This window comes from Serratia sp. BIGb0234 (genome assembly GCF_024809915.1).
GTDB classification, from domain to species: domain Bacteria; phylum Pseudomonadota; class Gammaproteobacteria; order Enterobacterales; family Enterobacteriaceae; genus Serratia; species Serratia liquefaciens.
This window is the reverse complement of sequence record NZ_JANUEI010000001.1, coordinates 1,281,313-1,298,925: the sequence shown is the minus strand read 5'-3', so window position 1 is coordinate 1,298,925 and position 17,613 is coordinate 1,281,313. Positions and strand designations below refer to the sequence as shown.

The 17,613-nt window shown below is 53.9% G+C and carries 19 protein-coding genes; 12 read left to right on the top strand and 7 right to left on the bottom strand.

The window, feature by feature from the left end; genetic code table 11:
• Nucleotides 1-156 precede the first annotated feature (156 nt).
• On the top strand, nt 157-621 hold the full coding sequence (locus M2407_RS06455; RefSeq protein ID WP_044552917.1) for a glycine zipper 2TM domain-containing protein: 465 nt from the start codon (nt 157-159) through the stop codon (nt 619-621).
• 85 nt (nt 622-706) lie between these two features.
• Here the strand turns inward: M2407_RS06455 and slyA are convergent, their stop codons facing one another.
• Nucleotides 707-1,141 (bottom strand): transcriptional regulator SlyA, encoded by a 435-nt coding sequence (slyA, locus tag M2407_RS06450; RefSeq protein WP_012144945.1) that lies wholly within the window; start codon nt 1,139-1,141, stop codon nt 707-709.
• 180 nt (nt 1,142-1,321) lie between these two features.
• Between slyA and M2407_RS06445 the strand changes: the two genes are divergently transcribed.
• The 3 genes from M2407_RS06445 to M2407_RS06435 are packed head-to-tail and all read left to right on the top strand — an operon-like array spanning nt 1,322 to nt 4,462.
• Nucleotides 1,322-1,558, top strand: coding sequence for a DUF1656 domain-containing protein (locus tag M2407_RS06445; protein ID WP_104410897.1), 237 nt, complete (start codon nt 1,322-1,324; stop codon nt 1,556-1,558).
• A 3-nt stretch (nt 1,559-1,561) separates the two neighbouring features.
• The gene (locus tag M2407_RS06440) at nt 1,562-2,419 is read left to right on the top strand and encodes an HlyD family secretion protein (protein WP_122079134.1); all 858 of its coding nucleotides are present in this window, start codon (nt 1,562-1,564) and stop codon (nt 2,417-2,419) included.
• A 9-nt stretch (nt 2,420-2,428) separates the two neighbouring features.
• Nucleotides 2,429-4,462, top strand: coding sequence for an FUSC family protein (locus M2407_RS06435; protein WP_259217163.1), 2,034 nt, complete (start codon nt 2,429-2,431; stop codon nt 4,460-4,462).
• Nucleotides 4,463-4,468: 6 nt separating this feature from the next.
• On the opposite strand, the gene sodC is transcribed toward M2407_RS06435, so the two are convergent.
• The gene (sodC, locus tag M2407_RS06430; RefSeq protein WP_020826685.1) at nt 4,469-4,993 is read right to left on the bottom strand and encodes a superoxide dismutase family protein; all 525 of its coding nucleotides are present in this window, start codon (nt 4,991-4,993) and stop codon (nt 4,469-4,471) included.
• A gap of 240 nt (nt 4,994-5,233) precedes the next feature.
• On the opposite strand from sodC, the gene M2407_RS06425 reads away from it, so the two are divergent.
• On the top strand, nt 5,234-7,081 hold the full coding sequence (locus M2407_RS06425; protein WP_259217162.1) for a polyurethanase: 1,848 nt from the start codon (nt 5,234-5,236) through the stop codon (nt 7,079-7,081).
• A gap of 57 nt (nt 7,082-7,138) precedes the next feature.
• Here the strand turns inward: M2407_RS06425 and M2407_RS06420 are convergent, their stop codons facing one another.
• The 3 genes from M2407_RS06420 to M2407_RS06410 all read right to left on the bottom strand — a co-directional run bounded on the left by M2407_RS06420 (nt 7,139) and on the right by M2407_RS06410 (nt 9,325).
• Nucleotides 7,139-8,035 (bottom strand): aldo/keto reductase family oxidoreductase, encoded by an 897-nt coding sequence (locus M2407_RS06420; protein ID WP_020826683.1) that lies wholly within the window; start codon nt 8,033-8,035, stop codon nt 7,139-7,141.
• A gap of 99 nt (nt 8,036-8,134) precedes the next feature.
• Nucleotides 8,135-8,374 carry a DUF1289 domain-containing protein gene (locus M2407_RS06415; RefSeq protein ID WP_115058942.1) on the bottom strand — a complete coding sequence of 80 codons (240 nt, stop codon included), beginning with the start codon at nt 8,372-8,374 and terminating at the stop codon, nt 8,135-8,137.
• Nucleotides 8,375-8,395: 21 nt separating this feature from the next.
• Nucleotides 8,396-9,325, bottom strand: a complete 930-nt coding sequence (locus tag M2407_RS06410) for a LysR substrate-binding domain-containing protein (protein WP_041414527.1) — start codon at nt 9,323-9,325, stop codon at nt 8,396-8,398.
• Between the two features lie 141 nt (nt 9,326-9,466).
• Here M2407_RS06410 and M2407_RS06405 point away from each other — a divergent pair, with 141 nt between their 5' ends.
• The 4 genes from M2407_RS06405 to M2407_RS06390 all read left to right on the top strand — a co-directional run bounded on the left by M2407_RS06405 (nt 9,467) and on the right by M2407_RS06390 (nt 13,807).
• On the top strand, nt 9,467-10,108 hold the full coding sequence (locus M2407_RS06405) for an NAD(P)-dependent oxidoreductase (protein WP_020826680.1): 642 nt from the start codon (nt 9,467-9,469) through the stop codon (nt 10,106-10,108).
• 151 nt (nt 10,109-10,259) lie between these two features.
• On the top strand, nt 10,260-11,897 hold the full coding sequence (gene eptA / locus M2407_RS06400) for a phosphoethanolamine transferase EptA (RefSeq protein ID WP_259217337.1): 1,638 nt from the start codon (nt 10,260-10,262) through the stop codon (nt 11,895-11,897).
• 103 nt (nt 11,898-12,000) lie between these two features.
• Nucleotides 12,001-12,621 carry a TetR/AcrR family transcriptional regulator gene (locus M2407_RS06395; protein ID WP_259217159.1) on the top strand — a complete coding sequence of 207 codons (621 nt, stop codon included), beginning with the start codon at nt 12,001-12,003 and terminating at the stop codon, nt 12,619-12,621.
• 88 nt (nt 12,622-12,709) lie between these two features.
• Nucleotides 12,710-13,807 carry an alkene reductase gene (locus M2407_RS06390; protein WP_128865403.1) on the top strand — a complete coding sequence of 366 codons (1,098 nt, stop codon included), beginning with the start codon at nt 12,710-12,712 and terminating at the stop codon, nt 13,805-13,807.
• Nucleotides 13,808-13,887: 80 nt separating this feature from the next.
• On the opposite strand, the gene idi is transcribed toward M2407_RS06390, so the two are convergent.
• Nucleotides 13,888-14,427: an isopentenyl-diphosphate Delta-isomerase gene (gene idi, locus M2407_RS06385; protein ID WP_020826676.1), complete on the bottom strand. Its 540-nt coding sequence runs from the start codon at nt 14,425-14,427 to the stop codon at nt 13,888-13,890.
• A 325-nt stretch (nt 14,428-14,752) separates the two neighbouring features.
• Between idi and gloA the strand changes: the two genes are divergently transcribed.
• Both gloA and rnt read left to right on the top strand, forming a co-directional pair.
• Nucleotides 14,753-15,160 (top strand): lactoylglutathione lyase, encoded by a 408-nt coding sequence (gene gloA / locus M2407_RS06380; RefSeq protein WP_041414525.1) that lies wholly within the window; start codon nt 14,753-14,755, stop codon nt 15,158-15,160.
• A gap of 79 nt (nt 15,161-15,239) precedes the next feature.
• Entirely contained in the window at nt 15,240-15,920 is a 681-nt protein-coding gene (gene rnt / locus M2407_RS06375) for a ribonuclease T (protein WP_020826674.1), read from the top strand.
• A gap of 71 nt (nt 15,921-15,991) precedes the next feature.
• Here the strand turns inward: rnt and M2407_RS06370 are convergent, their stop codons facing one another.
• Nucleotides 15,992-16,339: a Grx4 family monothiol glutaredoxin gene (locus M2407_RS06370; protein ID WP_020826673.1), complete on the bottom strand. Its 348-nt coding sequence runs from the start codon at nt 16,337-16,339 to the stop codon at nt 15,992-15,994.
• A 415-nt stretch (nt 16,340-16,754) separates the two neighbouring features.
• Between M2407_RS06370 and M2407_RS06365 the strand changes: the two genes are divergently transcribed.
• The gene (locus M2407_RS06365; RefSeq protein WP_020826672.1) at nt 16,755-17,573 is read left to right on the top strand and encodes a C40 family peptidase; all 819 of its coding nucleotides are present in this window, start codon (nt 16,755-16,757) and stop codon (nt 17,571-17,573) included.
• Nucleotides 17,574-17,613: the final 40 nt, after the last annotated feature.

Here is a 17,613-nt window from a genome sequence, read left to right as displayed (position 1 = left end):
CGTTTATTATTGGTTGAACAGCGCAACGTTAAGCTGCGTGCAGTAGCGGGTCATGGTGATGTACGTGCGTTTGAGCCATACTTTGTCTATCATTTTCATTGAATCTGGCCTGGAAAGGTTCCCCAGGTTATGGACTACTATCAACAGGAGTTTTATATGATCAAGCGTCTTCTCGTCGTTGCCATCGCCGCAGTTACGCTGGCAGGGTGCGCCAATGATTCCATGTCCGGCGACGTCTATTCCGCTTCACAGGCCAAGCAGGTTCAAACCGTGACTTATGGCACGCTGGTTTCTGTTCGCCCGGTCAAAATTCAGGGCAGTGAAACGTCGAATACCATTGGTGCCATTGGCGGGGCGGTACTGGGTGGCTTCCTCGGTAACACCGTTGGCGGCGGTACCGGTCGCAGTCTGGCAACCGCAGCCGGCGCAGTAGCCGGTGGCGTGGCGGGTAACAGCATCGGCGAAGCCGCCGGCCGTACCTCAGGCTACGAGCTGGAAATCAAGACCGACCAGAAAGAGAATATCGTGGTGGTTCAGAAGGCGGGCGCGACCAAGTTCAGCCCAGGCCAGCGTGTTCGTATGGCTCGTACTGGCGACACTATTACCGTATCTCCGCTGTAAGCGATACAGATGGGTAAAACCGGAGGCTTTAGGCCTCCGGTTTCATTTCCGATGCTGTGAAATCTAATCGAATAAAAAGAAATTCTTATTGTTTATTTTGTAGTTCAGTGATGTTTTGCTCAAGCTTGCCAATCAAACCAACCAACAGTTGTACTTCATCAGTAGTAATGCCGCTCAGAATCTCGCCCCGCGTAGAGCTGATGACGCTGTCCACTTCCCGGATGATGGGATCGGCCGCTTCAGTCAGTTTGATACGCTTTGCACGCCGGTCATTGGCGCAGGTGTGGCGAGTAATCAACCCCTTCTCTTCCAGTTGGTCCAGAGTACGAACCAATGACGGTTGCTCAATGCCGATCGCTTTAGCCAGCTGGATCTGTGACTGCTCCGGCGGCAAACGATTGATACTGTGCAAAGTAACCCAATGCGTTTGCGTGAGCGCCAGCGGCTTGAGCCGATGATCGATGAGCGCGCGCCATACACGAACTAATCGTGCTAAATCTGAACCTAATGTTGACTCCACTTACCCCTCCTTATAATTAGCATGCTAACATACCCTCCCAGAGCTTAGACTATTTTGAGTAACTCACATTAAAAACACAAATGTATATAATGTATATTGTGGAAATAGCCACCATTTTGATCAGTTATTGTTTATTCTCTATGCAACCGCTCAACATATTCACTCACTGGGATTGTTAATGTGAATACTTCATGGCTTCATGCCTCGTCCCCGCTACCCGATTTGGTGCTGGGCGCCTCGCTTTATTTTCCGCCCCTATTTAAGGCTGTTTTGCTCGGCCTGATTTTATGGCTACTGGTACACCACCTGTTGCGAGACTGGATTTATTCCGGCGAAATTTGGCACCCTATGCTGATGGATTTGTCTATTTTCGTCATCGCCGTCAGCGGCTCCCTGTGGCTTTTAGCGAGTTGGTAACTCATGACGTATAAAACATTAAAATATTTTTCTACGGTAATCGTCTGTGCCATTGCCATCTGTGCCGGTTGGTGGTTATGGAATTACTATATGCAATCCCCCTGGACCCGCGATGGAAAGGTGCGCGCCGAACTCGTCAATATCACACCAGAAGTTTCTGGAAGATTAGAGAAAATAACCGTTCATGACAATCAGTTCATACCTGCGGGAAGTCTGATTTTTACGATCGACCCCGTGCCTTACCAGATTGCGCTGGACAATGCTGAGGCCGCGCTGGCAAAAGCGCAGTCTGATTTGGCTAAGGCCGATCATGAGGCGGCTCGCCGCCGCGGTCTGCCGCGAAATGTTATTTCTGCGGAAGATATGGACGAATCGAATTTAGCGGCACAGGCAATGAAAGCCGCGTATAAAGCCGCACAGGCTAATCTGGAACAGGCAAAATGGAATTTAAGTAAAACTAAAATTTATGCCCCTACCGATGGCTATATCACCAATTTGCAAACCCGCGTGGGTAACTATGCCAGCGTCGGCTCACCGCTGGTTGCGCTGGTTGATGTGCACTCGTTTTATGTGCTCGGTTATTTTGAAGAAACCAAGCTAAAACATATAAAAGAAGGCAATAAAGCGGACATCGTTTTATATAACGGCAACACTCCGCTTCAGGGTGAAGTTGAGAGTATCGGCCGCGCCATTTACGATCAAAGCGTCGAAAGCAGCAGCGATTTATTAATGGACGTGAAACCCAACGTGCCCTGGGTTCGTTTGGCGCAACGCGTACCGGTACGGATAAAATTGCTAAATGTTCCGGCAGATTTGCCGCTGGTCGCGGGCACCACCTGCACCATCTCGATTCATCAGTAAGGCTAACGTGTGAACCTGCCTTTTTTGGAATGGAACCGTACCCCTTGGGGAAAAGCCACCGCTGGACAATGGCGTTATGCACTGCGCAATTCACTGGCGATGTGCCTGTCACTGTGGGTCGCGTTCGTTCTCAATCTTGACGAACCTTACTGGGCGCTCACATCGGCAGCGGTAGTCAGCTTCCCCACCGTCGGCGGTGTGATCAGTAAAAGCATCGGCCGGGTTTTCGGCAGCCTGGTCGGCGCTGCCGCATCCGTGGCCATCGCCGGCCATTGCCTGAATGACCCCTGGCTGTTCACGCTGTTTATCGCCGCCTGGATCGGCCTGTGCACTTATATTTCAAACCACTATCAGAACAACGTTTCCTACGCCTTCGCGCTGGCGGGCTACACCGCCGCCATCATCGCCTTCAGCACCGTCAACGTGACGGACACTCAGCAGATCTTTGATATTGCCCAAGCGCGCGTTTGTGAGGTTATCACCGGTATTCTGTGCGGCGGTCTGATGATGATGATCCTGCCCAGCACCTCTGACGGCGAAACCTTGTTAACCTCGTTGCGGCGCATGCATCTGCGATTATTGGAACATGCCGCGATGCTGTGGCAGCCGGAAATCACCGTGCAGATGCGTACCTCGCACGAAGGGGTTATCGGCCAAATACTGACCATGAACTTGCTGCGTATTCAGGCTTTCTGGAGCCACTACCGGCTACGCCGACAGAATAATCTGCTCAACTATATGCTGCACCAGCAGTTACGTATTACCAGCGTGATCTCCAGCCTGCGCCGCATGCTGCTGAACTGGCCGGATCGCCCGGACAACCTGGCCAGCGTGCTGGAACAACTGCTGACCGAGCTGCGTAACCCCGAGACTGACAAGTACCGTTTGGCGCGCATACTGCAACAGATTGCGCCGCAAGATCCCGCCGACTATCGTCATCGCGCCTTCTGGCTGCGTCTGCGCCATTTCTGCTGGCTGTATCTGGGCGCCAGCCGCTGGTTGCAGCGTCTGGAGAGCGCCACGCCGGTCAGCGATATTCAGCCACCGCGCGTCACCTCTTTGGCCCGTCACACCGACAGCTACGAAGCGGCATATAACGGCCTGCGCACCTTTTTGTGCATTGTCATTGGTTGCGCTTACTGGATTAATACCCAATGGGACGCGGGCAGCTCGGCCCTGACGCTGATTGCCATCAGCTGCGTGCTCTACTCTTCCACGCCGTCCCCCATCAACAGCATCACTACCCTGCTAAAGGCGGTGCTGCTGCTGTCGATTGTCTGCTTTGTGGTGAAATTTGGCCTGATGATTCAGATTGATGATTTTTGGCTGTTCTGTGCCTTTCTGTTCCCGGTGCTGGTAACGATGCAGATGATCAAGCTGCAGCACCCCTCCTACGCCGCACTCTGGGGGCAACTGATCGTATTCATGGGCTCTTTTCTTTCCGTCACCAATCCACCAAGCTACGACTATCAGTCGTTTATCAATGACAGTATCGGGAAGATTGTCGGGGTATTGCTGGCCGGTTTAGCCTTCCAAATATTGCGACCCAGCTCGGACAAACGCAAAAGTCGGCGCATTATCCGCGCCCTGCGGCGGGACTTTATCGATCAGCTAAGCAAAAAACCGCAGCAAAGCGAAAGCCAGTTTGAATCGCGAATCTATCATCGCATCAGCCAACTTAATCAAAGTCAGGATCAAGACGCGCGCAGCTGGTTATTGCGCTGGGGCGTGGTGTTGCTCAACTGCAGCCATATCGTCTGGCAACTGCGTGACTGGCAAACCCGTTCCGATCCGCTCTCGGCGGTTCGCGACGTCTGTATTCATTGCCTGCGGGGCATCATGACGGAGAAAGGCGTGCAGCACAGTTCGCTGGACGCCAGCCTGCAAGAACTACAGCGCATGAGTACTGCGCTGGCGCACCACCCGGAACAGGCGGCGCGCGATCTGGCAGGCTTGATTTGGCGGCTTTATTGTTCGTTGCAGCAGCTACAGCAGGCGATTGTCCCTGTTGATAGCGCAGCGGCAACATCCACCGCCCGTTAACCGTTGCTATGACTTAATCACGCCGCAGGCGAAGCGTTCGCCTCCGCCACCCAGCGGTTTGGGATGATCGGAGTGGTTATCACCACCGGCGTGCACCATCAGTGCCTTGCCGCTGATTTCGCTGATTTTTTTCAGCCGGGGCGCCAGCACCGGGTAGCTGGCCATGCCGTCGTCGGTCACGTAAATAGCCGGCAAATCCCCCAAATGACCGTCGGCGTACGGCCCAAGGTGCTTACCGGTTTTTTGTGGATCAAGATGTCCGCCGGCCGCCAACGCCGCGACGGCCTTGCCGTCCTTCATTCCCGGTTCGCAACTGCCCTTCTCATGAACGTGAAAACCGTGCACGCCGGCAGGCAAGGCTTTGAGCTGTGGCGTAAACAACAAACCATAAGGCGTTTCGCTGATCGTCACCTTGCCAATATCCTGACCAATTCCCTGTCCGGTCACCAGATTCATGTCAACATCCACCGTCGCCGCCTGAGCAACGCCGCAGGCCATCAAACCAAAGGCCGCATACCAATAGTGTTTCATCAATCAATCTCCTTGAAGTCTCTGTGAGTGTTCAGTATAGGGGAAGCTGCCGCGTCACCGCACAAAACACGCACAATTTTGGCGATCAAATTCGCATTCTTAATAATTACTACTAATAATAATTCTACCGATGTCGGTCCTCTGACCAGACGCCGTGCGGCATACTCATTTCATTGCGACTCGCTGCAATAGCTATTCAAAGATTAACCCGGCAACGCAGCTAATTCATAAGGAACTGATATGGGAATCTTTAATTATCAAGGCCTCGATGAGGCGAAGTCCAAAGCGTTATTTACCGATGCCATGGCAATTTCCACCTACGCCTATCACAATATCGATAATGGTTTTGATGAAGGCTATCATAATACCGGCTTCGGGCTGGGCCTGCCCTTTACCCTGCTCACCGCGTTGATAGGCAGCTCTCAATCACAGGGCGGATTACCCGGTATTCCCTGGAACCCTGACTCGGAAAAGGCGGCGCTGGCGGCGGTAAATAATGCCGGCTGGTCATTGATTAGCGCAGATCAATTAGGCTATCAGGGCAAAACGGACGCTCGTGGCACCTATTACGGTGAAACTCTGGGCTATACCACTGCACAGGCCGAAGTACTGGGAAAATACGACAGCGAGGGTAATCTCACCAGCATCGGCATTGCTTTTCGCGGCACCAGCGGCCCGCGAGAATCGTTAATCACCGATACCATCGGCGATCTGGTCAATGACCTGCTGGCCGGTTTCGGTCCCAATGGTTATGCCGATAATTACAGCCTGAAAGCCTTCGGCACCCTGCTGGGGGATGTGGCCAAGTTCGCCCAGTCTCACGGGCTGAGTGGGGATGACATTACCATCAGTGGTCACAGCCTCGGCGGCCTGGCGGTAAACAGCATGGCGGCGCTCAGCGACGGCAATTGGGGTGGCTTCTACGCGCAGTCAAACTATGTCGCCTTCGCTTCTCCTACCCAATACGAAACCGGCGATAAAGTCATTAATATCGGCTACGAAAACGATCCGGTATTCCGCGCGTTGGATGGCACGACGCGCACTTCAGCAACGCTGGGCGTGCATGACGCACCACAAGAGTCCGCTACCAATAACATCGTTAATTTCAACGACCACTATGCCTCCACCGCCTGGAATATTCTGCCCTTCTCGATCCTCAATGTGCCAACCTGGTTATCTCACCTGCCGTTCTTTTATCAGGACGGATTGATGCGGGTATTGAATTCAGAGTTCTACTCGCTGACCAGCAAAGATTCGACGGTGATTGTCTCCAATCTTTCTGACGTTACCCGCGGCAATACCTGGGTGGAAGACCTCAACCGTAACGCCGAGCAACACAGCGGCCCAACCTTTATTGTCGGCAGTGACGACAATGACCTTATCAAGGGCGGCGCGGGAAATGATTATCTCGAGGGCCGCGCCGGCAATGACACCTTCCGTGACGATGGCGGTTTTAATATTATTTCCGGCGGTGAAGGCCATAACACCCTGGATTTGCAACATGCATTGAAAAATACCGAGGTCGCGTACGACGGTAATACGCTCTATTTGCGCGATGCTGACGGTGGCATCACTCTGGCTAACTCGATTGGCACGCTGAAAAGCAAAGAGTCGTCACTGCTGATTTTCACCAAAGAGGTTGATCATCAGGTGACCGACAACGGATTACTTTCCACCAAGGGGTTGACCGCCTACGCCAGTTCGGCGAACGGTACCGCGACCGATGACGTTCTAACCGCCAAGGATTCCGGCTCCTGGCTATTCGGTCTGGAGGGAAATGACCAGCTGTTTGGCGGCAAAGGCAATGACGTGTTCGTCGGAGGCGCGGGTAACGACGTTATGCACAGCCAGGGCGGCAGCAATACCTTCCTGTTCAGCGGCGACTTCGGTCAGGATCTGATTTACGGCTATCAGGCCCGAGACAAGCTGGTATTTATCGGTACCGACGGCAGCAGTACGGGCGGTAATTTCCGTGATTTTGCTTCCGAGGTGAACGACAATCTGGTGTTTAATTTTGGCGGCAATACGGTCACTTTAGTCGGAATCGGATTCGATAGCCTGTCGGACGGCCAGGTGGTACTGGCCTGAACACCGGGGTAATAACGTTAAAACGGGCGGCCGAAGCTGCCCGTTTTATCGTGCCGGTTAAGGTACGTCGTAACCCAGCGCCGCTTTGCGGATGCGGAACCACTGTTGACGATCCAGCGTCAATTGCTGCGCCTTCAATGCCGAACGCACGCGTTCAATCTTGCCTGAGCCGATAATCGGCAACGGTGCCGACGGCAGACGCATCACCCAGGCGTACACCACCTGCTCGATAGTCTCGGCCCCTATTTCCTGCGCCACCGCCTGCAACTCATCACGCAGCGGCTGGAACTCGGCGTCGCTGAACAGGCGGCCGCCCCCCAGACAAGACCAGGCCATCGGCTTGATGCGTAATTGCTGGCACTGATCCAGCGATCCATCCAGGATACTCGGCTGATGAATCGGTGAAATCTCCAGTTGATTGGTCACCAGCGAGAATGGCAGCCGCGATTGCAGCAACGTAAATTGCGCCGGTGTGAAGTTGGAAACGCCGAAGTGACGCACTTTGCCACTTTGGTGCAGAGACACAAAGGCCTCGGCGACCTCATCGGCATCCATCAGCGGATCCGGACGGTGGATCAACAACAGGTCAAGATAGTCGGTATGCAGATGCGCCAACGAACGTTCCGCGCTGTAAACAATATGCTCGCGGTCGGTGATGTAATGGCCGATGGCGTTGCCCGGTTTGGCCGTAGTGGCGATACCGCATTTGGACACCAACTCCATCGACTGGCGCAATGACGGCTTCAGCCGCATCGCTTCGCCAAAAGCCTGTTCGCAGGCATAGCCACCGTAAATATCCGCGTGATCGGCAGTGGTCACGCCCAGCTCGATATGCTGCTCAATGAACGCCAACAGCTGTTGCGGCGACATGCCCCACTCCATCAAACGCCAGTATCCGCAAATCATGCGGGAAAATTCAGGCCCCTGCGGCGCGAGTTGAATACGGTTTTCCATTATTGAAACCTCATGACAGTGTTTGATGCCAGCATACACAAGCGGGTAACGACGTGGAAAGGGGAAAGCCGCGCTAACGTGCGGCGGATCGGGTACCGGTCAAAATAGCGACGGCTGTTCGGGTAGCGGCTCATCGGGCTGTTTATTGGCTCGCTGCAGGCGCAGGAAGCGTTGGTGACACAGGCGCAGCACATCCCTTTTTTGCGCATCGCTCATTTGCATCCAGCCAAAGCGTTCTTCGCGGCTGCGCAGGCAGCCACGGCAAAAGCCTCGGTCATCGGCCTGGCAGATACCTCGGCACGGGCTGGGGATGTCAAAAAACTCAAGCTGCTGCGGCACGCGTCCTCCTGTTATCTCTTGCTAATTGAAGACGCCATCGGCGCCGCTGGCAAGTGACTTTTCGGTGTGGCGGCGAAAATAGTCGCGCAAGTAACGCAGCGCCTGGCGATTTTTCTCCGGCATCGCCCGCTCGAGCGTCATCGCATGCAGCCGTAACGGTGTCGGCCGCCATTCAGGCATCAGTTGGATTAACTCACCGCGTTGCAGCTCATCTTCTATTTCATACAGGGGTTGAATCGAGATCCCCAAACCATTGCGGGTGAAGGCGCGCATGACGGTCATGCTGTCGCTGACAATCTGCCCTTCCGCCAGACGCAATTTAAGCTGCTGGCCGCTCTGGTGATGCAAATCGAGATGCGCACCGCTGAAAGCCCCGGTGATCCATCGGTGTTGCACCAGGTCTTGTGGCGTCTCCGGCACGCCATGCTGGCTGAGATAGCGAGGAGCGGCACACAGCACCATCGGCCATTCGGCCAGCGGGTGGGCAATCATATTGGCGTCCGCCAGTTGACGATTAACCCGCAGCGCAATATCGATACGTTGATCAATCATATCGACAATCCGGTCGTCAGCCAGCACCTTCAGCGTCAGCTTGGGATGCGCCTGCAACAACGGCGCCATCGCCTCCGCTAACGGGCGACCACCGATACCGATGGTCGTCGCGATGCGCAATTCTCCCACCAGGGTATCGCGCAGTTCCGCCAGACGCTGTTCCGCCTGCTGTGCCTGAAACAACATCGCCTCACAACCGGGATAGAACGCCGCCCCCGCTTCGGTGAGCGCCAGGCGGCGTGTAGAACGGTGCAACAAGGGCACGCCAAGCGTTTTTTCCAGTGATCGCAGGTGCTGGCTGACCGCTGACGGCGTCATTCCCAGTCGCCGGGCGGCTCCGGCTAGCGATCCTTCGGCCACCACGGTGGCGAATACCGCCATTCGATTCAGTTTATCCATGATTATGAAGTTTTACTTAATCAAGAAAGCATGAATATGGCACTAATCAACATCATTGTTAAGTACTACATTATCTATACCCGCTCGGGTCAATCTGAGCAGAAAGTTAATACTGACCCCTTTACTGACAGGAGCATAAAGATGAAAGTAGCCATTATTGGAGCAACAGGTTTTGTAGGCCGCCGCGTGCTGGATGAAGCTCTGGCACGTGGACTGCAAGTCACGGCGATTGCCCGTCAGCAAAAAGACCTGCCGGAAAACGCCAACCTGAGCATAGCGCTGGGCGACGTCGCCGACACCGAATGGCTGGCGAAACAGCTGGCCGGTCAGGATGCGGTGATCAGCGCCTATAACCCAGGCTGGGCGGAAGACAACCTTTACGAAAAAACCAGCCGCGGCGCACAGCAGATCCTGGACGCGGTTAAAAAAGCCGGCGTTAAACGCCTGCTGGTGGTGGGCGGTGCCGGCAGTCTGGAAGTCGCGCCGGGCGTTGAATTGGTGGACACGCCGGAATTCCCGGAAAATATCCGTCCAGGCGCACAAGCGGTACGCGATTTACGCAACAAACTGCGTAACGAGACTTCGCTCGACTGGACCTATTTGTCGCCAGCTGCCCTGTTGGAACCTGGCAAACGCACCGGCCAGTTCCGCCTTGGCACCACCAAACTGTTGATGAATGGCCAGGCGCCAGCCGGTATCTCGGTGGAAGATCTGTCGGTCGCCATCATCGACGAAATTGAAAAACCGCAGTTTATCAAAGCGCAATTTACCGCCGCTTACTGATATCGCATCGCCAGACCATCCCCCGGTCTGGCGACCTTTTTTCTAAACCAAAACTAAACGACTTCGCCACCATTCTGAATCTCTAAGGTTTTCTTAAGTTTCATCCTGTAAATTTCAGCGCATTACTTAATAGCAGGACTTAGATTTGGCAATGTGGTTACGTCAACGCTTACAGTGCAACAGCCTGGGTTTTATCCTCGCCAGCGCCTTGTTCTTCACTCTGTTCCAGAATGCGTTATTCCTTCATAAGGCCTGGTCGTATATCAGCTTCGATAACGTCCACAGCGTTATTTTCGCCGCCACCATGCCGGTAGTGATTTTTTGCGCGTTGAATATCATTTTCAGCGTGCTGACCGTGCCCTTCCTGCGTAAACCGCTGATGATTTTCTTCCTGCTCGGCAGCGCGGCCGCCAACTACTTTATGTTCAGCTATGGCGTGGTCATCGACGGCAATATGATGCAGAACGCCTTCGAGACCAATCCGCAGGAGGCCACGGCCCTGCTGACACCCCGCATGGGGCTGTGGCTGGTGTTGCTCGGTATTCTTCCGGCGGTGGCGGTCTGCTTTACCGATATCCGAAAAACTCGCCCCTGGTGGTACATGGCCGGGCTGCGTGCCGCCAACGTGATGCTTTCCGTGGTGGTGATCCTGATTATTGCCGCGCTGTTTTATAAGGACTACGCTTCGCTGATCCGCAATAACAAAAGCGTAGTGAAAATGCTGACGCCTTCCAACTTCGTCGCCGGCACCATCAAGTTTACCCAGCAACGCTACTTCACCCGTAACCTGCCGCTGGTGAAAATTGGTGAAGATGCGCGCAAAGGGCCGCTGATAGCCTCACAGCAAAAGAAAACCCTGGTGATCCTGGTGGTGGGCGAAACGGCGCGCGCCGAGAATTTCTCGCTCGGGGGCTACGACCGCGAAACCAACCCGCGCCTGAAACAAGACAATGTGACCTATTTTAAAAACGCCAGCTCGTGTGGCACTGAAACCGCCATATCCGTCCCCTGCATGTTCTCCAACATGCCGCGCAAGGATTACGATGCGACTCTCGCTACGCATCAGGAAGGTGTACTAGACGTACTGGCTCATGCCGGTGTTAACGTGCTGTGGCGTGAAAATGACGGCGGCTGCAAAGGCGCCTGCGATCGCGTACCGCACGTAGACATGACCAAGTTGAAACTGCCGCAGGATTGCGACGGCGATGTATGCATGGATAATGTATTGCTCTACAAGCTGAACGACTACATCAACAGCCTGAAAGACGACGGTGTGATCGTACTGCATCAGATGGGCAGCCACGGGCCGGCCTATTACCGCCGCAGTACGCCAGAGTTCCAGAAGTTCTCGCCGACCTGCGACAGCAATCAGATCCAGGATTGCACCCACGAGCAGTTGGTCAATACCTATGACAATTCGCTGCTTTATACCGACGCCATGCTGGACGACACCATCAAACTGCTGCAGCAGTACAGCGGGAAATTCAACACGGCGCTGGTGTACCTTTCCGACCACGGTGAATCATTGGGTGAAAACGGCATGTACCTGCACGGTACGCCCTATGTCTTCGCTCCAAGCCAGCAGACCCACGTTCCCTTCCTGATGTGGATGTCTGCAGACTATGAGCGCAACTTCAAGATCGATCGCCAGTGTCTGAACAATATGGCGGAAAAGGACGAAGTCTCGCAAGACAACCTGTTCCATACCCTGCTCGGCATGATGAACGTGCAAACTCGCGAGTATCAATCGCAGTTGGATATTCTGCAACGCTGCCGCAGCGGTTCATAACCGCTTAACATCTTCACCCCGCTCGGGCAAAATACCGATCATCGCAACCGGCGTTCTTACGCCGGTTTTTTTATTGCTATTGACCTAGACCGATTGGTCTATTATGCTGACAGCCATTATGACTAAACATGCGCATTGCCCGACAGACACCCGTGAACATTTGCTCGCTACCGGCGAGACGCTAAGCCTGCGCCTTGGTTTTACCGGCATGGGGCTGAGTGAACTGCTGAATACGGCCGGGGTGCCGAAAGGCTCGTTCTACCACTACTTCCGTTCGAAAGAAGCCTTTGGTGAAGCGATGCTGCAACGTTATTTCGAGCATTATGATGGGCAAATGAAACAGCTGTTTGCCGACGATAAAAGCGATGCGCGCCACCAGTTGCTGAGCTATTACGCCCAGGCAATCAGCTATCACTGCCGCAGCGAATGCCACAATGCCTGTCTGGCGGTGAAGCTTTCCGCCGAGGTGAGTGATCTGTCAGAACCGATGCGTCATGCATTGGAAACGGGAACCGCCCGGGTGATTGCTCACCTGCAGGACGCGATTGAACGCGGTATCCGCGAAGGCGCCTTGTCGATTGCCATGAGCCCGGCAGCAACGGCAGAAACGCTGTATTCACTGTGGCTTGGCGCTTCGCTGCGTGCCAAAATCCGCCGCTCGATCGCGCCGTTGACCAGCGCGCTGGAAAGTATTGAATTGCTGTTGCGTCCGCCGCAACCTTAAACGAAACACCCTGGCTTTATCGAAACTTGCCCTGCGGGGCAGTTTTATTACATCACTAGTCGACCGGTCTATTAATATAGGATGCACTATGAAGATTGAAAAGTTGTTCTCCCCGTTGAAGGTTGGCGCTATCACCCTGCCAAACCGCGTGTTTATGGCCCCACTGACGCGGCTGCGCAGCATTGAGCCCGGCGATATCCCTACTCCGTTAATGGGCGAATATTATGCTCAACGCGCCAGTGCCGGCCTGATCGTCACTGAAGCCACTCAGATTTCTTTCCAGGCGAAAGGCTATGCCGGCGCTCCGGGGCTGCACACTCCTGAGCAGATCGCCGCGTGGAAAAAAATCACCCAGGCTGTACACGATAAGAATGGCCATATCGCCGTTCAACTGTGGCACGTGGGCCGTATTTCCCACAACAGCCTGCAACCGGGCCAGCAGGCACCGGTGGCCCCTTCTGCGATCAATGCCGACACCCGCACCACCGTGCGTGACGAAACCGGCGCCTGGGTACGAGTGCCGACCTCTACCCCACGAGCGCTGGAAACCGAAGAGATCCCGGGGATCATCAACGATTTCCGTCAGGCAACCGCCAACGCGCGTGAAGCCGGCTTTGATTTTATCGAGCTGCACGCTGCGCACGGCTATCTGCTGCACCAGTTTATGTCGCCAGCGTCTAACCAACGTACCGACCAATACGGCGGCAGCATCGAAAACCGCACTCGCCTGACGTTGGAAGTGGTTGACGCGAGCATCGCCGAATGGGGTTCAGAACACATTGGCATCCGTATTTCACCGCTGGGTCCGTTCAACGGCCTGGATAACGGGGAAGATCAGGAAGAAGCGGCGCTGTATCTGGTGGAAGAGCTGAACAAGCGCAATATCGCTTATCTGCACATTTCCGAACCCGACTGGGCCGGCGGCAAGCCTTATTCCGACGCCTTCCGTGACTCGGTACGCGCCCACTTTAAAGGCGTCATCGTCGGTGCCGGTGCTTATACCGCCGAGAAAGCAGAAGAGCTGATCAATAAAGGCTTTATCGATGCGGTGGCCTTCGGCCGCAGCTATATCGCCAACCCGGATCTGGTAGAGCGCTTCAAGCAGAATGCTGCGTTGAACGAGCCGCAGCCTGCCACCTTCTATGGCGGCGGTGCAGAAGGTTATACTGACTACCCGACGCTGTAATAACGCGGAATACCAGATAAGAAAGCCCGTCGGTATGCGAATGCCGGCGGGCTTTTGTCGTTTTTCGATTCAGGGGCAATTTAACGGGGAACCAACTTTCCCCAACGTTCAATCTCAGCGGCGTCGATATTGTTCATTATGGTGCGGAACCAAACGGTAAATTTATCAGGATCGTTTTTTATCTCCTGGGCTAATTGCCGAATATCGACCCACAACCAGCTGTGGGCCTCTTCGGGATCCTCTTGCGGTTCACCGTCAAACAAGCCCACGTAAATATGATCGAATTCGTGCTCAATTAAATCGCCTGGCACTTCCGCGCGGTAGGTAAAACTCGATACCTGCAGTAGCTCAGTGCAAAAGCCCATCTCTTCCTGCAACCGCCGCTGTGCGGCTGCCTGCGTCGCCTCTCCCCAGCGCGGGTGACCACAGCACGTGTTGGTCCACAACCCGGCAGAATGGTATTTACCGTAAGCCCGCTGTTGCAGCAGCAGTCTGCCCTGGCTATTAAATATAAAAATTGAAAACGCCCGGTGCAGTAATCCCTGCTGGTGCACCAGCGTTTTGGTTTGCGACCCCACGGAATTATCTTCGGCGTCCACCAGAATCAGCATTTCGTCCATTAATGATCTCCTTCGGCAGTAGCCATCATTCCACACGGGTAAAAACAAAAAAGCATATTAACCAGATCCAAATGTATAAATTGAGGCCATTCACCCTGAGTCTGGATCGCTATCCGACCCTGCTGTTCCTTGCGAGGGGTATAGTACCTATTTCCATCAACCATAGGGCACATACTGTGCGATTGCCATTGATAAGGTGACAATGTCACCGAAACTCTGCCGCTCCCGCCCCGGCATACATTGAAATCCCTTATGCGGCAACGCTATACTGAATTTCGCTTCAATCCATCCGCCATTGGCAACGGCACACCCAATCAGAGGAATTATGCGCTTACTCCATACCATGATCCGCGTCGGTGACCTGCAACGTTCCATCGACTTTTATACCAAGGTATTAGGCATGCGCTTGCTGCGTACCAGCGAGAACCCGGAATACAAATACTCGCTGGCGTTTGTAGGCTATACCGATGAAAGCGAAGGTGCGGTGATTGAACTGACCTATAACTGGGGCACCGACAGCTACGAAATGGGCAGCGCGTTTGGCCATTTGGCGCTGGGCGTCGACGATGTCGCCGCAACCTGTGACAGCATCCGTAACGCCGGCGGCAAGGTTACTCGCGAAGCCGGCCCGGTAAAAGGTGGCACCACGGTGATCGCCTTCGTTGAAGACCCGGACGGTTACAAGATCGAACTGATCGAGAACAAACATGCTGGGCATGGTCTGGGCCACTGAGGTCGATTAAGGGCGCTTCCTGCGCCCTTATTTTTATCTGCGTGATAACCGCCTGCAACCGGGCGCAAAATTTGCCATAATGCGCGCTGCATTCGATGAAGATAAGAAACTGATGGCCGAAAAAAGTGATCTTAACGCCCTGAGTGGCCGTTTTCGTGGGTTTTACCCCGTAGTCATAGACATAGAAACTGCCGGATTTAATGCCAAAACCGACGCGCTGCTGGAAATTGCCGCCGTTACGTTAAAAATGGATGAAAACGGCTGGTTGCAGCAGGACGAGACCCTGCACTTCCACGTGGAGCCTTTTGAAGGTGCCAACCTGCAGCCGGAAGCGCTGGCCTTTAACGGCATAGACCCAAGTAACCCATTGCGCGGTGCGGTCAGTGAGCACGATGCGTTGCACGCTATTTTTAAAGCCGTGCGCAAGGGCATTAAGGATCGTGGCTGCAACCGGGCAATCATTGTGGCGCACAATGCCAATTTTGATCACAGCTTCCTGATGGCCGCTGCAGAGCGCGCCAGCCTGAAACGCAACCCCTTCCATCCATTCGCCACCTTTGATACTGCGGCGCTGAGTGGGCTGGTACTGGGGCAGACGGTGTTGGCCAAAGCCTGCATCGCCGCCAATATCCCGTTCGACAGTTCCCAGGCACATTCTGCCCTGTATGACACCGAGCAAACCGCGTTGCTGTTCTGTGAACTGGTCAACCGTTGGAAACGCTTGGGTGGCTGGCCACTGGCGGTCGAAAACACCGACTAAGACAAAAAAAATCGGGCGGCCCAGTCTTCACTGGTGCCGCCCGATGGATCCCAACAATAAAACCGAGCCGATTATGGCTGCTGGTCTTCCTGCTGTTTGTACTTCTCTGCCGTTTCTTTGATCAGCTGCTGCAGTTCGCCGCGCTGATACATTTCGATGATGATATCGCAGCCGCCTACCAGCTCACCGTCGACCCACAGCTGTGGGAAAGTCGGCCAGTTGGCATATTTCGGCAACTCGGCACGGATGTCCGGGTTCTGCAGAATATCAACGTAGGCAAAGCGTTCGCCACAGGCAGACAGCGCCTGCACGGCTTGCGCAGAGAAACCGCAGTTTGGCAATTTCGGTGAACCTTTCATGTACAGCAGAATCGGGTTCTCAGCGATCTGGTGCTGAATTTTTTCAATCGTCGTCGTCATTGTATTGCTTCCTCAAGCCAAGTCTTATGGCTACAACATGCATCACACCGGCCATTGTAGCGGCTGGAACAGTCGCAAGAAAACGCCATCTTTTGCAAGGGCATTTCCCCGTAGTCAGTCGCGTCTTACCGGCAAAGCCTTTCCGGTCAAAACATATGCGCAGAATAACATTTTTAATCTGGCCATTTCACTAATATATTTTGCCATCAAAATGCGCCGTTAAATAATCCCGTCGACGGTGATTGTCGCTTTTTTATACATCAACGGATTGATTTTTCAGCAAAAAAAATGCCATTAACGTTTTCTCACAATATGGATTATCATTTATGAGTTCTTCGCTGTTTTATATGGCGAAATTCGGGAATACTGTCCTTCTTTCGATATCTGTTCCGGGGCCAAGGTTGGTAACGTCGACATGCGTTTAATTCTTACGCTTTTTGTGCTGCTGTTTACACAGCTATTCTTCAATCTGGCGCATGCTGCGCCACAGGCGCGTATTGCCGCCGAGCAACGTAAAAGCCATGTCAACGAAGCCCGGCCAGATGACCGCAAGAAAAAGAAAGCGGTAAAAGCCAGCAAAAAAGCAAAAACCACCACCCCGCAGAAAACCGCCAAGGTTTCCAAAGCCAAAACGGAAAAAACCGCTAAAAAGATCGTCAGCGCCAAATCGAAAGGCAAAACTCAGAAAATAGCCAAAATCAAAGTTACCCCGCCGAAAAAGGGTTACAAAAAAGGCTATGGTCGCCACCGTGAAGCCGGGATGGCCACCGCAAAACTGGTGCGTGATGATAAACCGTTGAAGCTGACTCCAGCGCACAAAAAACGCTATCAGCACGCCAAGCAAACCGCGATGGCCAAGCTGATGGACCAAATGGGCAAACCTTACCGCTGGGGCGGTACTTCACCAAGAACCGGTTTCGACTGCAGCGGCCTGATTTACTACGCGTATAAAGACGTGGTGAAAATCAAAATGCCGCGCACCGCCAACGAAATGTATCACCTGCGAGACGCTGCGCCGATCAAGAGAAGCGAACTGGAAAGCGGTGACCTGGTGTTCTTCCGCATTAATAACCGCGGCGTGGCAGACCATGTTGGCGTTTATCTGGGCAACGGCAAATTTATTCAGTCACCGCGTACCGGTGAAGAAATTCGGATCAGCCAGCTCGACAATGACTACTGGCAAAACCATTACATCGGCGCCCGCCGTGTAGTAACACCGAAAACCATTCGATAATTTCTTTGGCGGCTGGCTTGCCCAGCCGCTCTCCCCTGAC